Raw genomic sequence first — 21,475 nt, 5'->3', positions numbered from 1 at the left:
GCGATATTAATGATAAATATTCTCATACGCAAAAGAGTCTGATTGCCGGGCATCACTGACAGCCCTACAATGCGAACCATTCTTGTTCTCTAACGCATCCCGCATGCGCCCGGAGTAATGCCGTTGTCGTCCGCCCATCCTGTCGAATCGCTGTATCAGGCCCACCACAGCTGGCTCACCGGCTGGCTGCGGCGCAAACTCGGCTGCCCGGACAGCGCCGCCGATCTGGCCCAGGACACCTTCATCCGGGTGCTGACCGCCCGCGAGCCGCCGGTGATCATCGAGCCGCGCGCATTCCTCACCACCTTGGCCAAACGCGTGCTGTTCAATCATTACCGCCGCCAGGATCTGGAGCGCGCCTACCTCGACACCCTCGCGCAGATGCCGGAAATGGTCGCGCCTTCGGAAGAAGAGAAAGCGATCATCCTGCAAACCCTGATGGAGCTGGATCAGTTGCTCGACGGTCTGCCGCGCGCGGTCAAACGTGCATTTCTGCTGGCGCAGGTCGATGGCCTGACCTATCCGCAGATCGCCGCCGAACTGGGCATTTCCGTGGCGACGGTCAAACGCCATCTGAATAAAGCGGCGATGCGCTGCTACTTCGCCCTGTGAATCCGCCGATGGATTTTTCCGCGCAAGTCGCCGAACAGGCGGTGCACTGGTTGCTGGAAATGCAGCAAGGCCAACTGAGCCCGCGCCAGCAACAAGCCTGGCAGCAATGGATCGACGCCCACAGCGAACACCGCCGTGCGTGGGAGCACATTCAGCGAGTCAATTCGCGGTTGCGCGGGTTGTCGTCGCCACTGGCCCACGCCGCGCTGAATGCGCCGAAGTCAGGCAGCCGTCGTCAGGCGCTGAAGTTGTTGCTGATTCTCGGCGCTGGCTCGGCGGTCACCTGGGGGATGCGCGAGCACAATCCGTTGCCATCGCTGCTGGCCGATTACCGCAGCCCGGTTGGTCAACGCCGCAAGATCTCGCTCGGCGCCGGCGGCCAATTGCAGCTCAACACCGCCAGCGCGGCGGATGTCCGGGGCGATGGCCTGATCCGCCTGCTCGAAGGCGAAGTGCTGCTGACCGCCACTCAATCCTTCGAAGTGCAAACCGCCCAAGGCCTGTTGAAAACCCAGGGTGCGCGGATCAACGTGCGGCAGTTTGCCGACCGTACACAGATCGCACTGTTTGAAGGTCGGGTCGAATTGAACGCGCAAGGTCGCGCGCCGATGCTGCTGCCGGTCGCCCGACAACTGAGTTTCAGCGCCACCTCCATCAGTGACGCCAAACCGCTGGACGCCAACAGCGGTGCCTGGGCCGACGGCATGCTGGTGGCCGCGCACATGCGCCTGGGCGATTTCCTCGATGAACTGGGTCGCTACCGCCGCGGGCAGCTCCATTGCGATGCGAAAGTTGCTGAATTGCTGATCTCAGGGACTTATCCACTGGACGACAGCGAGCGGATTCTCGATCTGCTGGAAATCAGCCTGCCGGTGAGAGTGAAGCGTTTTACTCGCTATTGGGTGACGGTCGAAGCCAGAGCCTGATCGCTCCGCGCCCCTGTAAAAAATAAATGAGCCGTTTTTCAGATCTGGCGTGACAGAGAAGGAAAGCCCCCCTTGATTCAACCTTCTCAGGACCGTCCTCCATGCACCCCACCCGCCTCACGCCGCTGGCCCGAACCCTGCGCAACCTTGTCCTCGGCGCCAGCCTGAGCTTCAGCGCCCTTCCCTATGCGCTGGCTGCCGACACCAAGGCTTACCACATCGCCCCGTCGTCGCTGGAGAATGCCCTCAACCAGTTCGGCCGCGAAGCCGGTGTGCTGATTTCGTTCGGCTCGCAGGTTACCAGTGGTGTGCAAAGCCGTGGCCTCGAAGGTAGCTACACAACCGAGCAAGGTCTGAATGCACTGCTTGAAGGCACCGGTCTGCAAGCCCGCGCCGAAGGCGGCAATGCCTTCAGCCTCCAGCCGGCGAACGACAGCGCCCTGGAGCTGGACACCTCGAAAGTGGTCGGCGACTGGCTGGGTGAAGCCGCGCAGGTCAACGTCTTCGAACATCCCGGCGCCCGTGACGTGATTCGCCGCGAAGAATTCGAACGCCAGGGCGCGACCCAGGCCCGTGATGTGCTCAACCGCATTCCCGGCGTCAACGCCCCGGAAAACAACGGCACCGGCAGCCACGACATGGCGCTGAACTTCGGCATTCGCGGCCTCAACCCGCGTCTGGCCGCACGCTCGACGGTGTTGATGGACGGCATTCCGGTGCCGTTCGCGCCTTACGGTCAGCCGCAGTTGTCGTTCGCGCCGATCAGCATGGGCAACATGGACGCCGTGGACGTGGTGCGCGGTGGCGGCGCCGTGCGTTACGGCCCGCAGAACGTCGGTGGCGTGGTCAACTTCGTGACCCGGGCGATTCCGGACGAGCCGACCGTGAAAGGCGGTTTCCAGACCGAAACCAGTCCTTCTTCCAGCCATGACGGCTTCAAGACCAGCGCCAACCTGCTGGCCGGCGGCACCAATGCCAACGGTCTGGGCGGCGCGTTGCTGTACTCCGGCACTCGCGGTGGTGACTGGCGCGAACACAGCGATACGGAAATCGACGACCTGATCCTCAAGGGCAAATACCAGCTCGACGAAGCCAACAGCTTCAACGCCATGGCCCAGTATTACGAGGGCAAGGCCGACATGCCCGGCGGCCTGAACGTCGCCGACTACGATGCCGACCCGTATCAGTCGACCCGGCCGAAGGACCAGTTCTGGGGCCGTCGCACGATGTTCAATTTCGGCTATCGCTATCAGGAAGATCGCCGCGAGTTCACCGCCAATACCTTCTTCACCAAAACCCTGCGCAGCGGCTATCTGGATCAGGGCACGTTCCTGTCGCTGTCGCCGCGCGAATACTGGGTTCGCGGTCTGGAAACCCGCTTCGCCCAGGGCTTTGACCTTGGCGCCACCAGCCATGAAGTCGGCGTCGGTTATCGCTACATCAACGAGGCCGGCCACGAACTGCGCTATCGCACGCCGATCGCCAGCAACGAATACCCGACCACCAACAGCCGCAATGACCGCGACACGCGCGGCGGCACCGAGGCCAATGCGTTTTTCGTCGATGACCGGATCGACATCGGCAAATGGACGATCACCCCGGGCGTGCGCTACGAGATGATCGAGTCGCAGCAGACCAACAACCTGACCAACGTCAAATACAAAGGTGACTACAACACCGCGCTGCCGGCACTGAACGTGCTGTATCACCTGACCGACAGCTGGAACCTGTACGCCAACACCGAAGGTTCGTTCGGCAGCGTGCAATACAGCCAGATGCCCAACCGCGTCAGCAGTGGCGAAGTGAAACCGGAGAAGGCCCGCACCTGGGAAGTCGGCACCCGTTACGACAACGGCGCGCTGCGAGCGGAAATCGGCGCGTTCCTGATCAACTTCGACAACCAGTACGAAAGCAACCAGACCAACGACTCGGTGATCGCCCGTGGCGAAACCCGCCATCAGGGCATCGAGACCAGCGTCAATTACGCTCTCGACGACTTGAGCCCGGCGCTGGCCGGCTTCGATGTCTACGCCACTTACGCCTATGTCGACGCAACCATCCGCGAAGACGGGCCGAACAAGGGCAATCGTGTGCCGTTCTCGTCGAAACACAAAGGCACGATCGGCGTCGGTTACACCGAAGGGCCGTGGAAGCTTAACCTGGACAGCAGCTTCCAGAGCGACCAGTTCGCCGATAACGCCAACACCTCCAAAGAAAGCGCCGACGGCAGCACCGGCAAGATCCCAGGCTACATGCTGTTCAGCAGCCGTGCCGGTTATGACTTCGGCCCGCAGCTGTCGGACCTGAACGTGGCGGTGGGGGTGAAAAACATCTTCAACACGCAATACTTCACCCGCTCGTTCGATGACAACAACAAGGGCAAGTATGTCGGTGAGCCGCGCACGGTGTACGTGCAGACCTCTGTCGCTTTCTGACCCCTGCTGAAAACAGAAAGGGCCTGCAATTGCAGGCCCTTTCTCATTGGGTGGCTTGGAAAATCAGCGCATCAACTGTTGATCGCTGCCTGTTCGTTCTCGTCAAACTCTTCCGCCAACAGCTTGTCATTGGCTTTGCTTGTGAATGGCACCACAGCGGCTCGCGGTTTGCCGCGCAGTTTGCCAAACAGGTGCTCCAGCGCGTGCTCCAGTTTTTCGGCTGCACCATCGATCGCCTGTTCCAGCGAATCGGCTTTGTGGGTGACGGAAATCGGTTGATGGCCTTTTGGCCGCGCTTCCAGTTGGCAGCGCAAATCATGGGGACCTGGTTTGTCACCGTTCTCGTCGCTCAGATGGACTTCGACACGGGTCAGGTCTTCCTCATAACGGTCGAGCGTGCTCTCAATTGTGGTTCGTACCCACTCCTCCAGTCGTTTGCTGCTTTGAATATGGTTGTCGCTGTTGACTTGGATTTGCATAGTTCATCCCTTATTTCAGCTAGCTCGCAAGAGGCCTGGAACAGGATTTCGTGACCTCTTGATTACAACAATCGGCCCGCCGGACGAACATTTCAACCCCTGAAAAAAGATAAATATTCATTCGCAAAAAAAGCCGGACAACCGAGTAAAGCGCTGGTAAGGTCGGGAGTTGGGTCGCTCCGGCACCCCGAAAAATCTGCTCACAATTGGCCATCACCCAACGGGTGCAGGCTGCGGAAAATCCCCGCCTCTTCCACCAGCCAGTCATGCACCGCACGCACGCCCGGATGGCTCAACGCTCCCGGCGCGTAGAGCAATACATAGCGCTTGTGATTGGGCACCGAAATCCCGAACGGCACGATCAACGTCCCCCGCTCCAGCTCGTCGTTGAGCAACGTGCGCCGGGCAATCGCCACGCCCATGCCGGCAATCGCCGCTTCGATGGTCAGGTGGTTGCGATTGAACGTGTGCCCGCGCCGCACATCGGCACCCTCGAAACCGATGGCATTCAGATAAAACTCCCACTCCGCGTATTCATAGCTGCCGCGCCAGGCGGTGATGTCATGCAACAGCGGGAAGTGCACCAGATCCGCCGGCCCGTGCAGCGGCGGCCGCCCGCGCAACAGACCCGGCGCGCACACCGGGAAAATCTGCTCATCGAGCAAGGCTGTGGATAACAACCCCGGATAGCTGCCGTCGTTCAGGTCGATGGCCAGGTCGAAATCTCCCTCATGCAACGGCACGCTGCTGTCCTCCGCCACCAGCCGCAACTGGATGTCCGGGTAACGCTGTTGCAGACGCGGCAGGCGCGGGGTCAGCCATTTGCTGAGGAACGACGGAATCGAACGCACCCGCAGAATCCCGCTGATCATCCCCGCATCCAGGCGACGCAATTCCGCATCGATGCTGCCGTAAGCCTCGTTGACCGTGATCGCCAGTCGCTGCCCTTCCGCGCTCAGCTCCACACCGCGCGCGCGGCGATGAAACAGGCGAAATCCCAGCCGCTCTTCCAGCTGTCGGATTTGCTGACTCACAGCCCCCGGCGTGATGTGCAGTTCCTCGGCACAACGGGTGAATGACAGGTGCCGCGCGGCACAGGAAAACACCTGCAGCCAGACGTAAGTCTGGGCGTGCAATTGACGACTCATGGTTTAGTCCTGCTAAAGGCTTACTTAGGAAGTTTCGTTAGTCACGTTGAAGCGAGGCAGGCAGTATCGCCGACATTGCGCTTGTCCTACAAAAAATGGCAGCGATTCCTACTCCATTGCTTGTAAGGGTTTAGCATGGCTATCAGTGTTTTCGATCTATTCAAAGTCGGCATCGGCCCGTCCAGTTCCCACACCGTCGGCCCGATGCGCGCTGCGGCGACCTTCGCCCAGGCGCTGATCGACCAGCATTTGCTGAACGATGTGCAGCGGGTGGAAATCCGTTTGTACGGCTCGCTTTCGGCCACCGGCGTCGGCCATGCCACTGACCGTGCAACGGTCATGGGCCTGATGGGCGAATGGCCGGACAGCATCGATCCGTCGACCATCGAGCCACGCATCCAGCAACTGCGCGAGACCGGCCAACTGTCTCTGGCCGGTAAACGTTCAATTGCCTTCAACTGGCAGCACGATCTCCTGCTGCTGGACGAGAGCCTGCCCTACCACCCGAACGCCATGTCGCTGACAGCCTTCGGTGCATCCGGGCAACTGTTCGAGCAAACGTACTACTCGGTCGGCGGCGGTTTCATCATCGAAGCGGCCGAAGCGGAATCGGGTGTGGCGCCGGCCGGCGACGTCGAGTTGCCTTACGAATTCTCCAGCGCCGTCGAACTGCTGGCGCTGTGCAAGCAGCACAACCTGCGGGTTTCCGAACTGATGATGGCCAACGAACGGGCCTGGCGCAGCGACGCCGAGATCCGCAAGGGCCTGCTGCACATCTGGTCGGTGATGCGCGAGTGCGTCGAGCAAGGCCTGCGTCACGAAGGCGTCCTGCCAGGCGGTCTGAATGTTCCCCGTCGTGCGGCGAAATTGCACCGCAGCCTGCTGGAAATCGGCAAGCCGAACGTCATCAGTTCGACCCTGTCGGCGATGGAGTGGGTCAACCTGTTCGCCCTCGCCGTCAACGAAGAGAACGCCGCCGGCGGGCGCATGGTGACTGCACCGACCAACGGTGCCGCCGGGATCATCCCGGCCGTTCTGCACTACTACATGAAATTCAATCCAGACGCGTCCGACGATGACGTGGTCGCCTTCTTTCTGGGCGCGGCAGCGGTCGGCATCCTGTGCAAGAAAAACGCCTCGATTTCCGGCGCCGAAGTCGGCTGCCAGGGTGAGGTCGGCTCAGCTTGCGCCATGGCCGCTGCGGGTCTCGCCGATGTGCTCGGCGCCACGCCTGAGCAACTGGAAAACGCCGCCGAAATCGGCCTGGAACACAACCTCGGCCTGACCTGCGACCCGGTCGGCGGGCTGGTGCAGGTGCCGTGCATCGAGCGCAACGCCATCGCTGCGGTGAAGGCGATCAACGCCACGCAAATGGCCCTGCGCGGCGACGGCAAACACTTCATTTCCCTCGACCGGGTGATCCGCACCATGCGCGATACCGGCGCCGACATGCATGACAAATACAAAGAGACTTCACGGGGCGGCCTGGCCGTGAGCTGGGTGGAGTGCTGAGGAGCACTCCCTGACTGCCCGTAACACGTGAGCCCGAGCAAGAATAATAACGAGGCAAAAACGATGACCGATGTACGCACACCTGCTGCCGAAAATCCCGCTGTAGACCGCACACGCAACAACGAAACCGCCCACAAGGGCTGGAGCAAATTCGACACCACCTGGATGCTCGGCCTGTACGGCACGGCCATCGGTGCCGGCACCTTGTTCCTGCCGATCAACGCCGGTGTCGGCGGCTTCTGGCCATTGCTGATCCTGGCGTTGCTGGCGTTCCCGATGACCTTCTTCGCACACCGGGGCCTGACCCGCTTCGTGCTGTCGGGCCGCTCCGGTGACATCACCGAAGTGGTGGAGGAACACTTCGGCATCGGCGCCGGCAAGCTGATCACGCTGCTGTATTTCTTCGCGATCTTCCCGATCCTGCTGGTGTACAGCGTGGCGCTGACCAACACCCTGAGCAGCTTCCTCGAACACCAGTTGCACATCGCCCCGCCGCCACGTGCGGTGCTGTCGCTGGCGCTGATCCTCGGCTTGATGACCATCGTCCGCTGTGGTCAGAGCGTGATCGTCAAAGCCATGAGCGTGCTGGTGTATCCGTTCGTCGCCGCGCTGCTGTTGCTCGGCATCAGCCTGATTCCGAACTGGAACGGCGCATTCTTCGCCAGTGCTCAAGAACCGATGGAAATGTCGGTGTTCCTCAAGACCCTGTGGCTGGCGATCCCGGTGATGGTGTTCTCGTTCAACCATTCGCCGATCATTTCCGCCTTCGCCGTCGAGCAGAAACAACGCTACGGCGACCAGGCTGAACGCAAGAGCAGCGGCATTCTCGCCATGGCTCACGGCATGATGGTGGTGACGGTGATGTTCTTCTGCTTCAGCTGCGTGCTGGCACTGTCGCCGGCGGATCTGGCAGCGGCCAAGGCGCAGAACATTTCGATCCTGTCGTACCTGGCCAACCACTTCCAGACTCCGGTCATCGCTTACGCCGCGCCGCTGATTGCGCTGGTGGCGATCACCAAATCCTTCCTCGGCCACTACATCGGCGCCAGCGAAGGCTTCCAGGGCATGATCGTCAAAAGCCTGCGCAGCCGTGGCCGGGTGATGTCGGCTAGCTGGCTGAACCGTGCGACCGCGCTGTTCATGATCCTCAGCTGCTGGGCCGTGGCGACCTTCAACCCGAGCATCCTCGGCATGATCGAAACCCTCGGCGGACCGGTGATTGCCTGCCTGTTGTTCCTGATGCCGATGTACGCGATCCGCCGCGTGCCGGCCTTGCGCCAGTATTCGGGCCAGGTATCCAACGTATTCGTGGTGCTGATCGGCCTGATTGCACTGTCAGCGATCATCTACTCGGTTCTGCCCTGAAACGGGCCGCAAACGAAGAAGGCGAGCCATGGGCTCGCCTTCTTTTTGGCCGGTTTCATTGTTCGACAATATTCCCGGCATGTCCCTTGCTACATCACTGAAGGAGACAGGACCACGGAAAGGCCAATGGTCAGGTTTGGCGAACCAACCCGATCAAGGCCGGTCAACAACTGCACGTTCAATCAGGCGGTGACGCATCATGGACAATCCTTTTCAGATCATTACCGATGCCTTCGCGCCGGACTATCAGATCAACCTGAGCATTCAGGGGCTCGACGGCAGCATCATGCTGACCCTCTCCAATGGCGGCCGGATCGTCGCCAAACGGATGATCAGCGCCGAACAGCGCAACGACCCCAAACGCCTCAAACGGCTGGTGCAAAGCATTCAGTTCGGCATCGCCATCGAACAGGGCCACAGCGCCATGGCGATCCTTGATGCCATGACTCGCGGCGACGGAATCACTCCGCCACCGCGTCGGGCCAAACATCAGCCCCGGCCAGCCGCCGGCCTTTAAAGTTCGCCCTTCTCCACTTCCGGATGTTCACTGGAACCCGTGCCGATCTTGCGGTGCGGGTTCTCGATTTTCACCGAAGGGAATTGCGACGAGGCGTAACGCACCACCAGAATCGAGAACGCCAGCAGCAGAATCCCGCCGCACAGGTAGATGATGCCCATGTCCGGCGGGTTGTGGTGCGAGACGTTGGAGATCAGCAGGCGGGTCAGTGCGGTGATCGCCACGTAGATCAGGAAGCGCACCGGCATGTGGTTGGTCTTGAAGTAAATCCCGACCATCGCCCCCAGTTCCAGATAGATGAACAGCAACAGAATGTCATCGATCTTGATGTGCCCTTCCTCGAGCATCCCGAGAAATTCCATCACCGCCGCCCACGCGGTCACCGCACCAATGGCGAACAGCGCCAGATAGTGGAAGGTCTCGACGAACAGGTTGCCCAGGGACTCGGCCAGTTGGTGCACGTTTTGCCGCAGTTTCTCGGCCCAGTTGATTTTCACGTTGAAGATTCCTTAGCCCGGTTCGAGCGGATGTTGCTTGCTGGACGTGACGGTTATTGCACACGTACGCAGATGCATGCAGAAAAGAGGCCACGCCATCATGGCGAGGCGGCGCGGAACCCGCGCCGTGGCGTTTGGTCGCACCTGTGCGCAGGTATCGGGCTGACAAAATCCGAATCCGGTCTACATTGAAAAGCCACTACCCAAAGCGCAGGGATTCGCTTATCCTTTTCGCTGTATATAGATACAGTAGTCGCAAAGACAACTTAATGTGAAGGCATGTGAGGTGGTGAATGGCCGTCGAAGTGGTATACCGCAGCAGCCGAGATCTGGAGCGCTTGTTCATGGATAAAGCCGAAGCTGACCGTCATGACAAAATGCTCGAACTGGCCGAACTGTTGGCCGAAGTGCTGGAAAAAGCCGTTCCTTCGTTGAGCGAGCAGCAAGTGGAAGAAGTCGGGATCTTCATGGCGAAGAACCGCGATGTGTTCGCCCGGGCGTTCAAGAGCCAGCCTGATGCACTGTCGGAGCTGATCAACGCACCGGCGGCACCGGTTGTGGCAACCGAGCCGGCAGACGTGGCCGAACCGGCAGAAGCGCCAGCCAAACCTGCCAAAGCGGCGAAGGCTGCGAAGTAAGCGACACTTGGATTGAAGCCTCTGAATTGAATAGCCCCTGAGTTGAAAGACTCGGGGGCTTTTTCATGCCCGGACAAACCTCAGCGGTACAACACCTTCTCCGCCAGCTCGTCCGCCACCCGCGCGGGTGAACGTTTTTCCGCCTGGGCATGGGCGAAGACTTCGGTCAGACGCGAACTGATTTTCGACAGGTGCGCGGTAATGGTCGTCAGTTCTTCGCCCCGATGCTTGAGGGAAACGTAGATCAGCCCGCCGGCATTGATCACGTAATCCGGCGCATACAGGATTCCGCGCCGTTCGAGTTGATCGGCGACATCCAGGTGCGTCAGTTGATTGTTGGCCGAGCCTGCCACCGCCGAGCAGCGCAACTGGGTGACCGTGTGGCTGTTGAGCACACCGCCCAAACCGCACGGCGCGAGGATGTCGCACGGCGTGCTGAGCAACGCGTCGTTGGCAATCGGATGGGCGTTGAGCTGTTCCATCGCCAGTTGCACCTTGCCGTGGTCGATGTCGCTGACCAACAGTTCGGCACCGGCTGCGTGCAGCTGTTCAGCGAGGGCATAACCGACGTTGCCCAGCCCCTGAATCGCCACGCGCAAGCCTTCGAGGTTATCGCTGCCCAGCCGCGCCATGGCCGTGGCACGAATTCCGGTGAACACGCCCATCGCCGCATGCGGCGCGGGGTCGCCAGCCGAAGTGGTGCTGGTGACATGCTGGGTCTGCTGGGCGATGCAATCCATATCCGCCACTGACGTGCCGCTGTCGATGGCAGTGATGTAGCGCCCGTCGAGCTGATCGATGCAACGGCCGAAGGCTTCGAACAAGGCGCCGCGGTTTTCGACATGGGCCGGCCGCACGATCACGGCCACCCCACCGCCCTGGGCGAGACCAGCCAATGCGGCCTTGTAGCTCATGCCCTGGGCCAGGCGTATGGCGTCCTCGACCGCGGATTCGTCGTTCGGGTAGGCAAGATAACGACACCCGCCCAGGGCTGGCCCGAGGCGACTGTTATGAATGGCAATGACCGCCTTCAATCCGGACACCGGATCAACGCTAAGGTGCAGCGATTCCAGGCGAGTGCTTTGCATGAGAGCGAACATCGGCAGGCTCCCGAATCACTTCTGGTAGACGCCAGTATAGGCTTGCGCCTGAAAATTGCTGAAGCGCACGGGAATAAGGCCCGACAGCGACCAATGCGTTGCGGCATAACCCGATGGCAGAGCGGCCCGGCACTGGACGAATGGCAAAGACGGGGCTAAAACGAGGCATGCCCCGGAGATTTAGATGAGTCCGCGCCAACGTTTCTTCGAGTGTCTGCACCGTTCACCGCCCGCGCTGTTCGAAGCGGCGTTGTGGATGGCTGCCGAGCACGACAAACAAGCCGATCCCGAAGCGCTGTTGCAGGAATTCAAGGAACTGCAGCAGCGGGTCAGCTATGGCTTGCCGTTGCTGCCGGTCAGCGAGCTGGCGCAACCGCTGCTGCGGCGCATGACCGATCTGGGATTTGCCCAGGATGATTTCGTACCGCTGCGTCCGCAGGCCGCAATGGTGCACAAAGTCATGCAGACCAAACGCGGCCAGCCGCTGGCGCTGGCATTGATCGCCCTGGAACTGGCTCGTGGCCTGGAGATTCCGCTGGTGGGCGTGAACTTCCCCGGGCATTTCCTGCTGAAGGTTCCCGGGGCCGATCACCTGCTCGATCCGTGCGGCGGACGGCGCCTGTATCCGAACGACTGCCGCGAACTGCTGCACCGCCAGTACGGCCATCAGATGAAACTCAACGCCGACCACCTGCTGACTGCCGAACCGATGCAGATGCTTCAGCGTCTGTCACGCAACCTGCGCCAGCTGCACCTGACCCACGACGACTTCATCGCGGCGCTGATCGATGCCGAGCGCGTGCTCGAACTGGGCAACGCCAGCGCCGCCGACTATCTGGCCCGGGCCAGTCTGTACCAGCGCCTCGATTGCCCGAACGCCGAGCGTTTCGATCTGGAGCACGCGCTATTGCTCAGTGACGACCCGATTCAGCGACTTCGCCTGACGGAACGGCTGGGGCATCTGCCACCGAACTCAGTCGTCCACTGATCCCTTGTGGGAGCGAGCTTGCTCGCGAATCAGGCGACACGGTCGATCAGTCAAACCGCGTTATCGTTCTTCGCGAGCAAGCTCGCTCCCACAGGATTTTGCGCAAGCTGCGAAGGCGAACGCACCTGAATGATCAGCAACGCCGCAATCACCGCCGGAATCGCGCAGAAGAAGAAAATCTGCTCCACCGGAATGTGCATCGCCAACAACAGGCTGCCGAACAGCGGCCCGAGAATCGAGCCGAACCGCCCTACTCCCAATGCCCAGCCGGTGCCGGTGGCGCGCACGTGCGCCGGATAGAAATTGCTGGCGAACGCGTTGAGCGTCAGTTGCCCGCCGATGATGCAAAACCCCGCCGCAAACACACAGGCCACCAGATAACGCGGATTGTCGTGATTCAGCCCCAGCAGGATCGTGCACACCGCCGCGCCAGCCAATACGCCGGACAACAGTCGTACTTTGCTTTTCAAACGGTCGGCGAACCACGCCATGCAAATTGCGCCGAGCGTGCCGGCGAACAGGAACATCGACGTCACCAGGTTCGCTTCGTTAAGTTTCAGACCACTTTCCAGCAGCAGCGACGGCAGCCAGCTGATCATGAAATACAGCAGGATCAGGCTCACGAAAAACGTTGCCCAGATCAGCAAGGTCGGGCGTGCGTAACCGTTGCGGAACAACTCCACCACGGTCAGTTTGCTGCCCTGCTCGCGTTCGTTCTGCTCGACCGATGCGGCCGGTGGCTGCCAGTCCGGCAGCATCCGCGCGGTGACTTTGCGCAGGCGTGCGTAGGGCGGCGCGTCACGCAGCAGGCGTGGCAAGGATTCCGGCAGCATCCACCAGAGAAACGGAAACAGCAGCAACGGCGTGACACCGCCGGCGAGGAACACTGCCTGCCAACCGAAACGGTCGATGAAACCGGCCGCGACAAAACCACCCGCCGCACCGCCGAATGAAAAGCCGCACGCCGCCAGCGTGACCATCAACGTGCGCAGGCGAGGCGGTGAATATTCCGACATCAACGCCATGGCGCTGGGCATCGCGCCGCCCATGCCGATGCCGCAGATGAAGCGCGCGATCATCAGGGTATTCAGGGAATCGGCGAACACCATCAGCACTGTGAGACTGGCGTAGATCAGCACGCAGGCGAGCAGAATCCGTCGAACGCCGAAGCGGTCGGCCAGCGGCGTCACGGCGAGAGAGCCGAGGGTCAGACCCAGCAAGTTGGCGCTGAACACCGGGCCGAACGCGGATTTTTCCAGACCCCAGTCCTGCGCCAGCGCCGGCACCACGTAACCGAGCACCTGGGCGTCATAGCCGTCGGTGACCAGCAGCAAGGCAAGAAGAATCAGGAGTAACCACTGAAAGCGGGACACAGGACGGGCGTCGAGTGCCGCCCGGAAGCTGGCAATCTGGTTGTGCATCGCAAGGTACCTGTTTTGTTTTTATGATTTTTTGCGGGTAACCGGAATGGCCCCGTGCGCTGCACGGGAGCCATCAAACGCTACTTCGGGGTGTCCGGCTGATTCGCCGGATGCGCCGCAATGAACGCCGGATGCTCAGCGGCCAACGCGGCCACCCGACGAATCCGTGGAAACGCCTCCAGCGAAACGTTGAACCGCTCGGCCGCGTACAGCTGTGGAATCAGGTACACGTCCGCCACGCACGGCCACTCGCCGAAACAGAAGCCGCTGTCGCCGATCAACTGCTCCACCGTCCCCAGCCCCTGACTGATCCAGTGGCCGATCCACTCGTTCACCTGCGGCTCGTCATGCCCCAGACCGCGCAGGCGATTGAGCACGCTGACGTTGTGCAACGGATGCACATCGCAGCCGATCACCGCCGCGACGCCGCGCACCTGGGCGCGGGCAACAAGGTCTTCGGGCAGCAACGGCACCTGTGGATAACGTTCCTCCAGATACTCGATGATCGCCGGCGACTGAATCAGCAACTTGCCGTCATCAGTGCGCAGCGCCGGCACCCGGCCCTGCGGATTGATCGCCAGATACGCCGGTTGCCGATGCTCACCGCCGGGCGGTGCGATCAGGTTGACCGGCAACGCCTGATAGTCGAGGCCCTTGAGTGCCAACGCGATCCGCACCCGGTACGACGAGGTGGAACGGTAATAGGTGTAGAGATCCATGAGCCGCTCCTGTCAGCGCGCCGCCAGCACGGTGCCACGGCATTCGCCGAAACCGATCGAGGCAAAACCTTCGCGTGCGCAGCGGGCGCGCAGGATGATTTCGTCGCCGTCTTCAAGGAACTTGCGCACTTCACCGGACGCCAGTTCGATCGGCTTTTTACCGCCCTCGGTGATTTCCAGCAGGCTGCCGAACTGACCGTTTTCAGGGCCGGACAAGGTGCCCGAACCGAACAGGTCACCGGCCTGCAACTGGCAGCCGTTGACGCTGTGGTGCGCGACCATTTGCGCGACGGTCCAGTACATATAGCGGGTGTTGCTCAGGGTCAGGCGATGGGCCGGCAGGTTCTGTTCGCGCATTTTCTCGGTGAGCAGCAGCACTTCCAGCTCGATGTCGAAACCACCACCCTCCTGATCACCTTTGTCGAGCAGGTACGGCAGCGGCTGCGGATCACCTTGCGGACGCGCCGGTTGCGCAGTGCGGAATGGCGCCAGCGCTTCGGCAGTCACCACCCATGGCGAAACACTGGTGATGAAGCTCTTGGACAGAAACGGACCGAGCGGCTGGTATTCCCAGGCCTGGATGTCACGGGCCGACCAGTCGTTGAGCAGGCAGAAACCGGCGATGTGTTCAGCGGCGTCACCGATGGCGATCGGCTCGCCCATCTCGTTGCCCTGACCGATCCAGATCCCCAGTTCCAGCTCATAGTCCAGCCGTGCGCACGGGCCGAAGGTCGGCTCGGTCGCGCCGGCCGGCAGGGTCTGGCCTTTCGGGCGGCGCACGTCGGCACCGGAGGCGCGCACGGTAGACGCACGACCGTGGTAGCCGATCGGCACGTGTTTGTAGTTCGGCAGCAACGGGTTGTCCGGACGGAACAGTTTGCCGACGTTCTGCGCGTGTTCGATGCCGACGTAGAAGTCGGTGTAGTCGCTGATGCGCGCCGGCAGGTGCAGCTGGCAATCGGCAGCCAGCGGCAGCAGTTTCACGCCCTGGGCTTCAATGTTGCCGCGATGAGTGCTGCCCTCGCTGAGCAGTTCCAGCAGACGTTCGCGCAAGGCAACGCGGGCGTCGCGGCCGAGTTCGAAGAACGCGTTCAACTGACCGCCGCGCATGGCTTCGACGGCACTGCGCGCGACGCCGTCGAACAGACCGGCCTCCAGCGCCACTTGCAGATCGAAGATGTGTTCGCCAATCGCCACGCCCGCGCGCGGTGCCGAGCCGTCGATGCTGAACACGCCCAGCGGCAGGTTCTGCAGCGGGAATTCGGTGTGGTCGTTGGCCGAAGCGACCCAACTGCGGGTGATGGAATTCTGAGTCATGGGTTATCTCCGGGTCGGGTCGAACGTGGCGGGCAGCGTGGCCCAGCAGGCGTCGTAAGTGGATTGCAGTTGCGGGCAGTCGAGGGCGAAGCGGCTTGGGCGCAGCACCTGGCTGGTCTCGAACATGAAGGCCATGGTGTTGTCGATCTTGGCCGGCTTGAGGTCCGCGTTGATGGCTTTGGTGCAGGTCTCGCCGTCCGGGCCGTGGGCGCTCATGCAGCTGTGCAGGGACGCGCCGCCGGGCAGGAAGCCTTCGGCTTTGGCGTCGTACTCGCCCTGGATCAGGCCCATGAATTCGTTCATCAGGTTGCGGTGGAACCACGGCGGACGGAAGGTGTTCTCGGCCACCATCCAGCGCGGCGGGAAGATCACGAAGTCGAGGTTGGCCAGGCCGTGGACGCTGGTCGGCGAGGTCAGCACGGTGAAGATCGACGGATCCGGGTGATCGAAACTGACGGTGCCGATGGTGTTGAAGCGGCGCAGGTCATATTTGTACGGCACGTTGTTGCCGTGCCAGGCGACCACGTTCAGCGGCGAGTGATTGAGTTCGGTGCCCCACAACTGGCCGAGGAACTTCTGCACCAGGGTGGTCGGTTGTTGCAGGTTTTCGTAGGCGGCCACCGGGGTCAGGAAGTCCCGCGGATTGGCCAGGCCGTTACTGCCGATCGGCCCCAGATCCGGCAGACGCAATGGCGCGCCATGGTTCTCGGCGACGTAGCCGCGCGCTTGCGGATCTAGCAGTTCGACGCGGAATTTCAGGCCCCGTGGCAACACGGCGATTTCCAGCGGCGCCACTTCCAGTACACCCAGTTCGGTGGCGATGCGCAGGCGCCCGAGTTGCGGCACCAGCAGCAGCTCGCCGTCGGCGTTGAAGAAAACGCGCTCCATCGAACGGTTGGCGCAGTAGTGATAGATGCTGATGCCGGCCGGTTTTTCGGCGGCGGAGTTGGCCGCCATGCTCACCAGACCGTCGATGAAATCTGTCGGTTCGGCCGGGATCTCCAGCGGGTTCCAGCGCAGGCGATTGGGGGTCACTTCACCCAATGGTCCGCCCGCCAGTTGCCGCTCCAGTTTGACGAATGCCGGGTGATTGGCCGACGGCTGGATCCGGTACATCCACGTGCGCCGCGCTTCGCTGCGGGTCATGGTGAACGCGGTGCCGGAGAACAGTTCGGTGTACAGACCGTAAGGGGCTTTCTGCGGGGAGTTCTGGCCGACGGGCAGTGCGCCGGGCAACGCTTCGGAGCTGAATTCATTGCCGAAACCGGACTGGTAAGCCAGGGCTGAATCGAGGTTCATGGAGCCTCCTGAACAGGGAGTCGGCATGGCCGGACGCTCTGGATCGGAGGTCTTGGCACGCCGGGGTTATTTTTATCGTAATTCAATTACGCATAACGTAATTTGCTCGCTATCCAGCGTCAAGCTATAAAGACGCCCATTCGTTCCGGGACACGGCAGCACCATGGAAAAAACCAGCGACAGCAACGGCAAACAGAAAGTCCGCTCCGCCGAAGTCGGCACCGACATCCTCAAGGCCCTGGCCGAGTTGTCGCCGTCCACTTCGCTGTCGCGTCTGGCCGAACATGTGCAGATGCCCGCGAGCAAGGTTCACCGTTATCTGCAGGCCTTGATTGCCAGCGGTTTCGCAGAACAGAACACTGCCACCAACCACTACGGTCTCGGCCGTGAAGCGCTGCGCGTGGGCCTCGCTGCTCTGAACAGTATGGACGTGCTGAAAGTCGCCGCTCTGCCGCTGGCCGAGTTGCGCGACGAACTCAACGAAACCTGTTTCCTGGCGGTGTGGGGCAATCAGGGCGCGACCGTGGTGCACATCGAACCGGCGGTGCGCGCGGTGACGGTGGTGACGCAACTGGGCTCGGTATTACCGTTGCTCAGTTCCTCCACCGGCCTGGTCTTCGGCGCGTACCTGCCGCACCGGGAAACCGACGAATTGCGCGAGCAGGAAATCGCCAGCGGCGGCCATCCGCTGGCAGACGAAAAAGCCTATGCGGCGTTGTGCGAGCAGATCCGCGAACGCGGTCTGCATCATGTCCACGGCTTGCTGATGCCCGGCGTCGATGCCTTGTCGGCACCGGTGTTCAACGCCCTCGGGCAGGTCGCGGCGGTGTTGACCATCGTCGGCCCGACCTCGCTTTTCCACGCCGACGAAAACGGCCCGGCGGCGCAGCGGTTATTGGCTGCGACGCGGGCCGTGAGCTGGCGGATGGGTTATCAGCCAGATTGATGAGGCAAGGGGTCAGCCGATGATTCGGGTTTTACTGTCCGCGATCACATAGGGAGAAGCCACGGCGGTGACATAACCAATGCCCACTGGCACCCCGGTCGCGGTCGATACGATCTCGGAAATATCCTTGACTCGCGACAGCAGCCCCACCGCCGAAACAGATCCGCCAACGCCAGCCACAATCCCCACATACAGGAGAATGGAGCTTCTCCAGGCCGAGGCGAGATGGTTCTTGCCGGCTTCGTCATCCCCCAGGCCGTAGGCAACGATGCCCTGGATGATCGACCGTGTGATGCGCACGATGCTGTTCACCAATCCCACCGGCGGGACAAACAGCGAGACGATATCCACCGCAAGCTCGGTGATCACCATGACCGTGTTCCAGAAACGCTCGGCAGGTGTGGTGGTTTGATAGTCAACGTCGCTGAGCACACGGGAAATCATGCTGTCGAATTCGAACTTGAAATGGGTCACGACAGAACTGTTGTTCAACGCCGGGGTTGGGAGAGCGCCTGACGCGTTCTGGCAGCGAATGACAAAGTTCTGTACGACACTCCTGTGTTCGAGCCTGGTCAGTGCAATAACGTGATTTCCCAGGTCGGCGTCCTTGAGCCCCAGTGTCAAGGACTCCAGCGGACGGAAACTCATGCCATCCGGAGCCTTCGGAATATAGACCAGCAGCTGCAGTTTCCCTGCCACCCGGCGTCCAAACGTATAAGCGCCCTCGATGCGTCGCCCTTCAAGAACCAGCGTGTAGATACCGTCCTGCGGGGTAGTGCCCGGCTTGAACGGATCCAGTTCATGAGGACGGTCATGATCGAGCCCGTCGACCAGTCCCGCCAGCCAGTTGAACTGTTCGGCGGACAAAGAGCCCTGCATCTTCTGGGTCAATGCCGCCCTGAGCATTTCGTTCTGCTTGAGCTTGCAGAACAGTTTCGCCTTGAGATCCAGCGACGCGCCGTTGGCGAAACGGTCGACCAGATGCCACTCATACATCATGCCCGGCCGCAAACCGATCAACGATTTGACGACCGTCGCATTCAGACCGCCCAGTGAAGAACCCTCCCTGGAGACGAATGCCACCTGATCATCGTCTGGCCAAAGCTGCCATTGAATGAAGAGATGGGTGAGCGTCATCCAGTCCTGCCCTTTCACCTTGACATCAACGCGATCAGGATCGATCAACGGGTGGTTCGGGTCAGAACGACGCAGATGACTGTTCAACCGTTCCATCACCTGGTCTCGTGAAAAAGAAACCAACGTGGGGATATTAAGCTCCTCTTTCGAGAGTTCGTAGAGCGCCCTGAAATCCGTGTTCAATCGGGTAAGCATCTCGCGATCGCGCGCCGCAGCACTCCTGTACCAGGCAGGAGTAGCCACCTGTTCCTCGGCAATTTCCCAATCGATGATTTCATGAATGGCCCCCATCAGCGGCCCGTCTTCGTGCCCCCGGTTCCACTCCACCAGGGTGACACCGCCCCACCACCATGGCTGAAACACAGGGCCCGGTTCGTCATAAGAGAGCTCGTCTTTCACGAAAGCTGCGCGGTCCTTGCTGAAAGCCTGACCGGTCAGGAATTCACGATCACGTGGCTCGAATCCCCAAGAGATGAACTGGCGCTTCAACCCCGTCAGATCGGAGAATTCGTACCACTGCTGCCCGGTCGGGGCACCCGGCGCATACAGCACATGTAATTGACGGTCTGGCGCAGCTCCCCTTGCACGAAACGCAATCATGTCCCTGAACGGCCTGTAGCGCTGACGAAACGCAACGCCAAACGCTTCGACTCCCGGGTCGCCATACAGATACCGCTGCACCATGTTCTGTGCTTGCGGGCCGATGTGTTTTTGCAGGACGGCGGCGAAGTGGCTGAGCGCAATTTCCTGCCCCAGGACTTCGCGCATGGCTTCGCGGATCCGCGCCTGTGCGAATCGCTGATTGCGCTCACTGGCATATTGCACACGCAGATCAAACTGGCGGATGGCGAGTTCGATACTGGAAGCCGTCAGTCGCGGATTGTTGTGAAAGGCTTCGAGCTTGATCGTGTAGGGAGCCGCCGTGTCATGCACGCCGTACATGAACAACTGCGTCAGGGTTTTACGCTCGACATGTTCGATACGCCGAGTGCCCATGCGCAACGAATGTTGCACTGTCACCCAGACAGTATCAGGGTCCACTCGCCGGGTATCGCCCGCGCTGATGTGGGTTTCGACAGCACCGCGCACGTAGTCCTGAAAAGAAGATACCCCTTCCATGGCCTCATGCAGGCACACCTGCCCCCTGAGCAGTTCCTTTTCCAGAGAGGCGAACATTTCCTGATGGTTGGCGGTGGCATCCTTCAACCATTGCGGCCGGGCGTTTCGGTTCATCAGGGCCAGTAGTCTGGCGACCCGCCCCCGGGCAGCGTCGATGACCGCCTGCTGCTGAAGGGCGCTCTCGACCGAACGCACGAGAGCAGGCCGATCCCCGCCCGGCGCCTGTAACCGGCGAAGATGGTAAGCAACGTCGCGTTGTTGTTTTTCAAGAAGCTGGGCGGTGAGGGTCTGGAAGATTTCGCCTTGAATGTTCAGGTAACGGATATCCGGAACGCTGCCGACCTGCTCGGCATCTTCCTGTGAAACACTCCTGAGCAGTTGTGCCCGGGTTTCTGCATTGCCCAGGCGTTGCTGCAACGCTTGATGCATCAAGGCGGCGGTGCGGAACGTTTCCAGGCCGTTCACGGAGGTGTAGAGCACTACCCATTCGTCATCGTCCAGAACCAGTTCGGGGATAGAGCGCCCCGTGAGGTAGGTGACAAAGCAGCCGGCCAGCGTTGCGAATCGACCATTTTCCAGTTGCAGTGAAAGACTGTAGGCCGGAGTCAAAGATGTGCCCTTGATAAAAACGGCATAGCTTTCCTCTACCTCCGGCCGAACGCCTTGCATCTGCACCGTCGCGCCCAATTCCTGCCAGAACAGCGCTGCATGGACATCCTGCAACTGACGCCGGCGCGAAGCCAGCTCACGCCCCTTGTCGTCCTTCCCCGAAGAAGCAGCCCAGTATTGCGCCAGCAAAGGTGTGTATTTCTGCGCCAGCGCCCCCAGCACATTACCGATCAACGAACCGACGGCGACCACATCCAGCCCGTGAATCCGGTCCTCTTCATCCGTGGAGTCAGGCCAATCGAAGACGCCGTACAGACTGGCGTCATAGACGGGCGCATTACCGGACATCAGGCACTGCATGAACACGTCCATCAACAACCCGGTCGGTTGCGGATTCACAATCCCTAGACGCTGGGCGGTAATGTACGTTTTGCTGATATAGATATCCGGCGATAACTGTTGAAGTTCCTTTAACACCAGATCCTGTAAAAGCGATTTGAACGACGGTAGTGCACCCAGTAAACCTTCCAGGTCGTCCCTGTGCTGATTGATTTTATTCAGATGCTTTTCCGCCGAGAAACTTTCCACTGCGCTCATGATAAAACTCCGTTATTACACGTATTAACAGGACGACAAAACATCGCCCAAGCTGTGCAAACAACTTAACCGGAGTAAAACCAACAAAAACACC

General features: G+C 60.9%; 17 protein-coding genes and 1 pseudogene. 9 read left to right on the top strand and 9 right to left on the bottom strand.

Annotated features, from left to right (window positions below):
* The first annotated feature begins 123 nt into the window (after positions 1-123).
* The 3 genes from CAF74_RS16110 (at position 124) to fecA (ending at position 3,973) form a co-directional block, all read left to right on the top strand.
* The gene (locus tag CAF74_RS16110) at positions 124-612 is read left to right on the top strand and encodes a sigma-70 family RNA polymerase sigma factor (protein WP_007957265.1); all 489 of its coding nucleotides are present in this window, start codon (positions 124-126) and stop codon (positions 610-612) included.
* Positions 609-1,538: a DUF4880 domain-containing protein gene (locus tag CAF74_RS16105; protein ID WP_085746970.1), complete on the top strand. Its 930-nt coding sequence runs from the start codon at positions 609-611 to the stop codon at positions 1,536-1,538. The genes CAF74_RS16110 and CAF74_RS16105 overlap by 4 nt, the downstream gene beginning before the upstream one ends.
* 101 nt (positions 1,539-1,639) lie before the next feature.
* Positions 1,640-3,973 carry a TonB-dependent Fe(3+) dicitrate receptor FecA gene (gene fecA / locus CAF74_RS16100; RefSeq protein WP_085746969.1) on the top strand — a complete coding sequence of 778 codons (2,334 nt, stop codon included), beginning with the start codon at positions 1,640-1,642 and terminating at the stop codon, positions 3,971-3,973.
* 71 nt (positions 3,974-4,044) lie between these two features.
* On the opposite strand, the gene CAF74_RS16095 is transcribed toward fecA, so the two are convergent.
* Complete coding sequence (locus CAF74_RS16095) at positions 4,045-4,452, bottom strand: HPF/RaiA family ribosome-associated protein (RefSeq protein WP_011332524.1); 408 nt, start codon at positions 4,450-4,452, stop codon at positions 4,045-4,047.
* Positions 4,453-4,652: 200 nt separating this feature from the next.
* The gene (locus CAF74_RS16090; protein WP_011332523.1) at positions 4,653-5,600 is read right to left on the bottom strand and encodes a LysR substrate-binding domain-containing protein; all 948 of its coding nucleotides are present in this window, start codon (positions 5,598-5,600) and stop codon (positions 4,653-4,655) included.
* Between the two features lie 135 nt (positions 5,601-5,735).
* Here CAF74_RS16090 and CAF74_RS16085 point away from each other — a divergent pair, with 135 nt between their 5' ends.
* The 3 genes from CAF74_RS16085 (at position 5,736) to CAF74_RS16075 (ending at position 8,994) form a co-directional block, all read left to right on the top strand.
* Positions 5,736-7,112: an L-serine ammonia-lyase gene (locus tag CAF74_RS16085; RefSeq protein ID WP_085746968.1), complete on the top strand. Its 1,377-nt coding sequence runs from the start codon at positions 5,736-5,738 to the stop codon at positions 7,110-7,112.
* 63 nt (positions 7,113-7,175) lie between these two features.
* Positions 7,176-8,477, top strand: a complete 1,302-nt coding sequence (locus CAF74_RS16080) for an HAAAP family serine/threonine permease (protein WP_085746967.1) — start codon at positions 7,176-7,178, stop codon at positions 8,475-8,477.
* A gap of 199 nt (positions 8,478-8,676) precedes the next feature.
* A complete protein-coding gene (locus tag CAF74_RS16075) occupies positions 8,677-8,994 on the top strand; it encodes a DUF3509 domain-containing protein (protein ID WP_011332520.1) in 318 nt (105 codons plus the stop codon).
* On the opposite strand, the gene CAF74_RS16070 is transcribed toward CAF74_RS16075, so the two are convergent.
* The gene (locus CAF74_RS16070; RefSeq protein WP_007957255.1) at positions 8,991-9,491 is read right to left on the bottom strand and encodes a phosphate-starvation-inducible protein PsiE; all 501 of its coding nucleotides are present in this window, start codon (positions 9,489-9,491) and stop codon (positions 8,991-8,993) included. The genes CAF74_RS16075 and CAF74_RS16070 overlap by 4 nt on opposite strands.
* A 293-nt stretch (positions 9,492-9,784) precedes the next feature.
* On the opposite strand from CAF74_RS16070, the pseudogene CAF74_RS16065 reads away from it, so the two are divergent.
* Positions 9,785-10,042 (top strand): annotated as a pseudogene (locus CAF74_RS16065) (YebG family protein); the annotation flags it as partial.
* A gap of 167 nt (positions 10,043-10,209) precedes the next feature.
* Here the strand turns inward: CAF74_RS16065 and CAF74_RS16060 are convergent.
* Complete coding sequence (locus CAF74_RS16060; protein ID WP_085608113.1) at positions 10,210-11,229, bottom strand: Glu/Leu/Phe/Val dehydrogenase dimerization domain-containing protein; 1,020 nt, start codon at positions 11,227-11,229, stop codon at positions 10,210-10,212.
* A gap of 184 nt (positions 11,230-11,413) precedes the next feature.
* Here CAF74_RS16060 and CAF74_RS16055 point away from each other — a divergent pair, with 184 nt between their 5' ends.
* Positions 11,414-12,217 (top strand): SirB1 family protein, encoded by an 804-nt coding sequence (locus CAF74_RS16055; protein WP_085746965.1) that lies wholly within the window; start codon positions 11,414-11,416, stop codon positions 12,215-12,217.
* Between the two features lie 50 nt (positions 12,218-12,267).
* On the opposite strand, the gene CAF74_RS16050 is transcribed toward CAF74_RS16055, so the two are convergent.
* From CAF74_RS16050 to hmgA, 4 genes are all read right to left on the bottom strand, one after another.
* The gene (locus tag CAF74_RS16050; protein WP_085746964.1) at positions 12,268-13,638 is read right to left on the bottom strand and encodes an aromatic acid/H+ symport family MFS transporter; all 1,371 of its coding nucleotides are present in this window, start codon (positions 13,636-13,638) and stop codon (positions 12,268-12,270) included.
* An 80-nt stretch (positions 13,639-13,718) separates the two neighbouring features.
* Positions 13,719-14,357, bottom strand: coding sequence for a maleylacetoacetate isomerase (maiA, locus tag CAF74_RS16045; protein WP_085746963.1), 639 nt, complete (start codon positions 14,355-14,357; stop codon positions 13,719-13,721).
* Between the two features lie 12 nt (positions 14,358-14,369).
* Complete coding sequence (gene fahA, locus CAF74_RS16040; RefSeq protein ID WP_085746962.1) at positions 14,370-15,674, bottom strand: fumarylacetoacetase; 1,305 nt, start codon at positions 15,672-15,674, stop codon at positions 14,370-14,372.
* Positions 15,675-15,677: 3 nt separating this feature from the next.
* On the bottom strand, positions 15,678-16,973 hold the full coding sequence (hmgA, locus tag CAF74_RS16035) for a homogentisate 1,2-dioxygenase (protein ID WP_085746961.1): 1,296 nt from the start codon (positions 16,971-16,973) through the stop codon (positions 15,678-15,680).
* A 163-nt stretch (positions 16,974-17,136) separates the two neighbouring features.
* Here hmgA and CAF74_RS16030 point away from each other — a divergent pair, with 163 nt between their 5' ends.
* Positions 17,137-17,919, top strand: coding sequence for an IclR family transcriptional regulator (locus tag CAF74_RS16030; RefSeq protein WP_085746960.1), 783 nt, complete (start codon positions 17,137-17,139; stop codon positions 17,917-17,919).
* A 12-nt stretch (positions 17,920-17,931) separates the two neighbouring features.
* Here CAF74_RS16030 and CAF74_RS16025 read toward each other — a convergent pair whose 3' ends face one another.
* Complete coding sequence (locus CAF74_RS16025) at positions 17,932-21,381, bottom strand: dermonecrotic toxin domain-containing protein (protein ID WP_085746959.1); 3,450 nt, start codon at positions 21,379-21,381, stop codon at positions 17,932-17,934.
* Positions 21,382-21,475 lie beyond the last annotated feature (94 nt).

Source organism: Pseudomonas sp. R45(2017), from assembly GCF_002112305.1.
GTDB classification, from domain to species: Bacteria; Pseudomonadota; Gammaproteobacteria; order Pseudomonadales; family Pseudomonadaceae; genus Aquipseudomonas; species Aquipseudomonas paraglycinae.
Note: the sequence above shows the minus strand (reverse complement) of the source record. Positions and strands in the feature narration are given on the sequence as shown.

Excerpts from the sequence above, each read along its gene's own strand:
- CAF74_RS16085 (WP_085746968.1), top strand. The coding sequence starts at position 5,736 with ATGGCTATCAGTGTTTTCGATCTATTCAAAGTCGGCATCGGCCCGTCC.
- CAF74_RS16030 (WP_085746960.1), top strand. The coding sequence starts at position 17,137 with ATGGAAAAAACCAGCGACAGCAACGGCAAACAGAAAGTCCGCTCCGCC.
- CAF74_RS16080 (WP_085746967.1), top strand. The coding sequence starts at position 7,176 with ATGACCGATGTACGCACACCTGCTGCCGAAAATCCCGCTGTAGACCGC.
- CAF74_RS16090 (WP_011332523.1), bottom strand. The coding sequence starts at position 5,600 with ATGAGTCGTCAATTGCACGCCCAGACTTACGTCTGGCTGCAGGTGTTT.
- hmgA (WP_085746961.1), bottom strand. The coding sequence starts at position 16,973 with ATGAACCTCGATTCAGCCCTGGCTTACCAGTCCGGTTTCGGCAATGAA.
- CAF74_RS16055 (WP_085746965.1), top strand. The coding sequence starts at position 11,414 with ATGAGTCCGCGCCAACGTTTCTTCGAGTGTCTGCACCGTTCACCGCCC.
- CAF74_RS16025 (WP_085746959.1), bottom strand. The coding sequence starts at position 21,381 with ATGAGCGCAGTGGAAAGTTTCTCGGCGGAAAAGCATCTGAATAAAATC.
- fahA (WP_085746962.1), bottom strand. The coding sequence starts at position 15,674 with ATGACTCAGAATTCCATCACCCGCAGTTGGGTCGCTTCGGCCAACGAC.
- CAF74_RS16060 (WP_085608113.1), bottom strand. The coding sequence starts at position 11,229 with ATGTTCGCTCTCATGCAAAGCACTCGCCTGGAATCGCTGCACCTTAGC.
- maiA (WP_085746963.1), bottom strand. The coding sequence starts at position 14,357 with ATGGATCTCTACACCTATTACCGTTCCACCTCGTCGTACCGGGTGCGG.
- CAF74_RS16095 (WP_011332524.1), bottom strand. The coding sequence starts at position 4,452 with ATGCAAATCCAAGTCAACAGCGACAACCATATTCAAAGCAGCAAACGA.
- CAF74_RS16075 (WP_011332520.1), top strand. The coding sequence starts at position 8,677 with ATGGACAATCCTTTTCAGATCATTACCGATGCCTTCGCGCCGGACTAT.
- fecA (WP_085746969.1), top strand. The coding sequence starts at position 1,640 with ATGCACCCCACCCGCCTCACGCCGCTGGCCCGAACCCTGCGCAACCTT.
- CAF74_RS16050 (WP_085746964.1), bottom strand. The coding sequence starts at position 13,638 with ATGCACAACCAGATTGCCAGCTTCCGGGCGGCACTCGACGCCCGTCCT.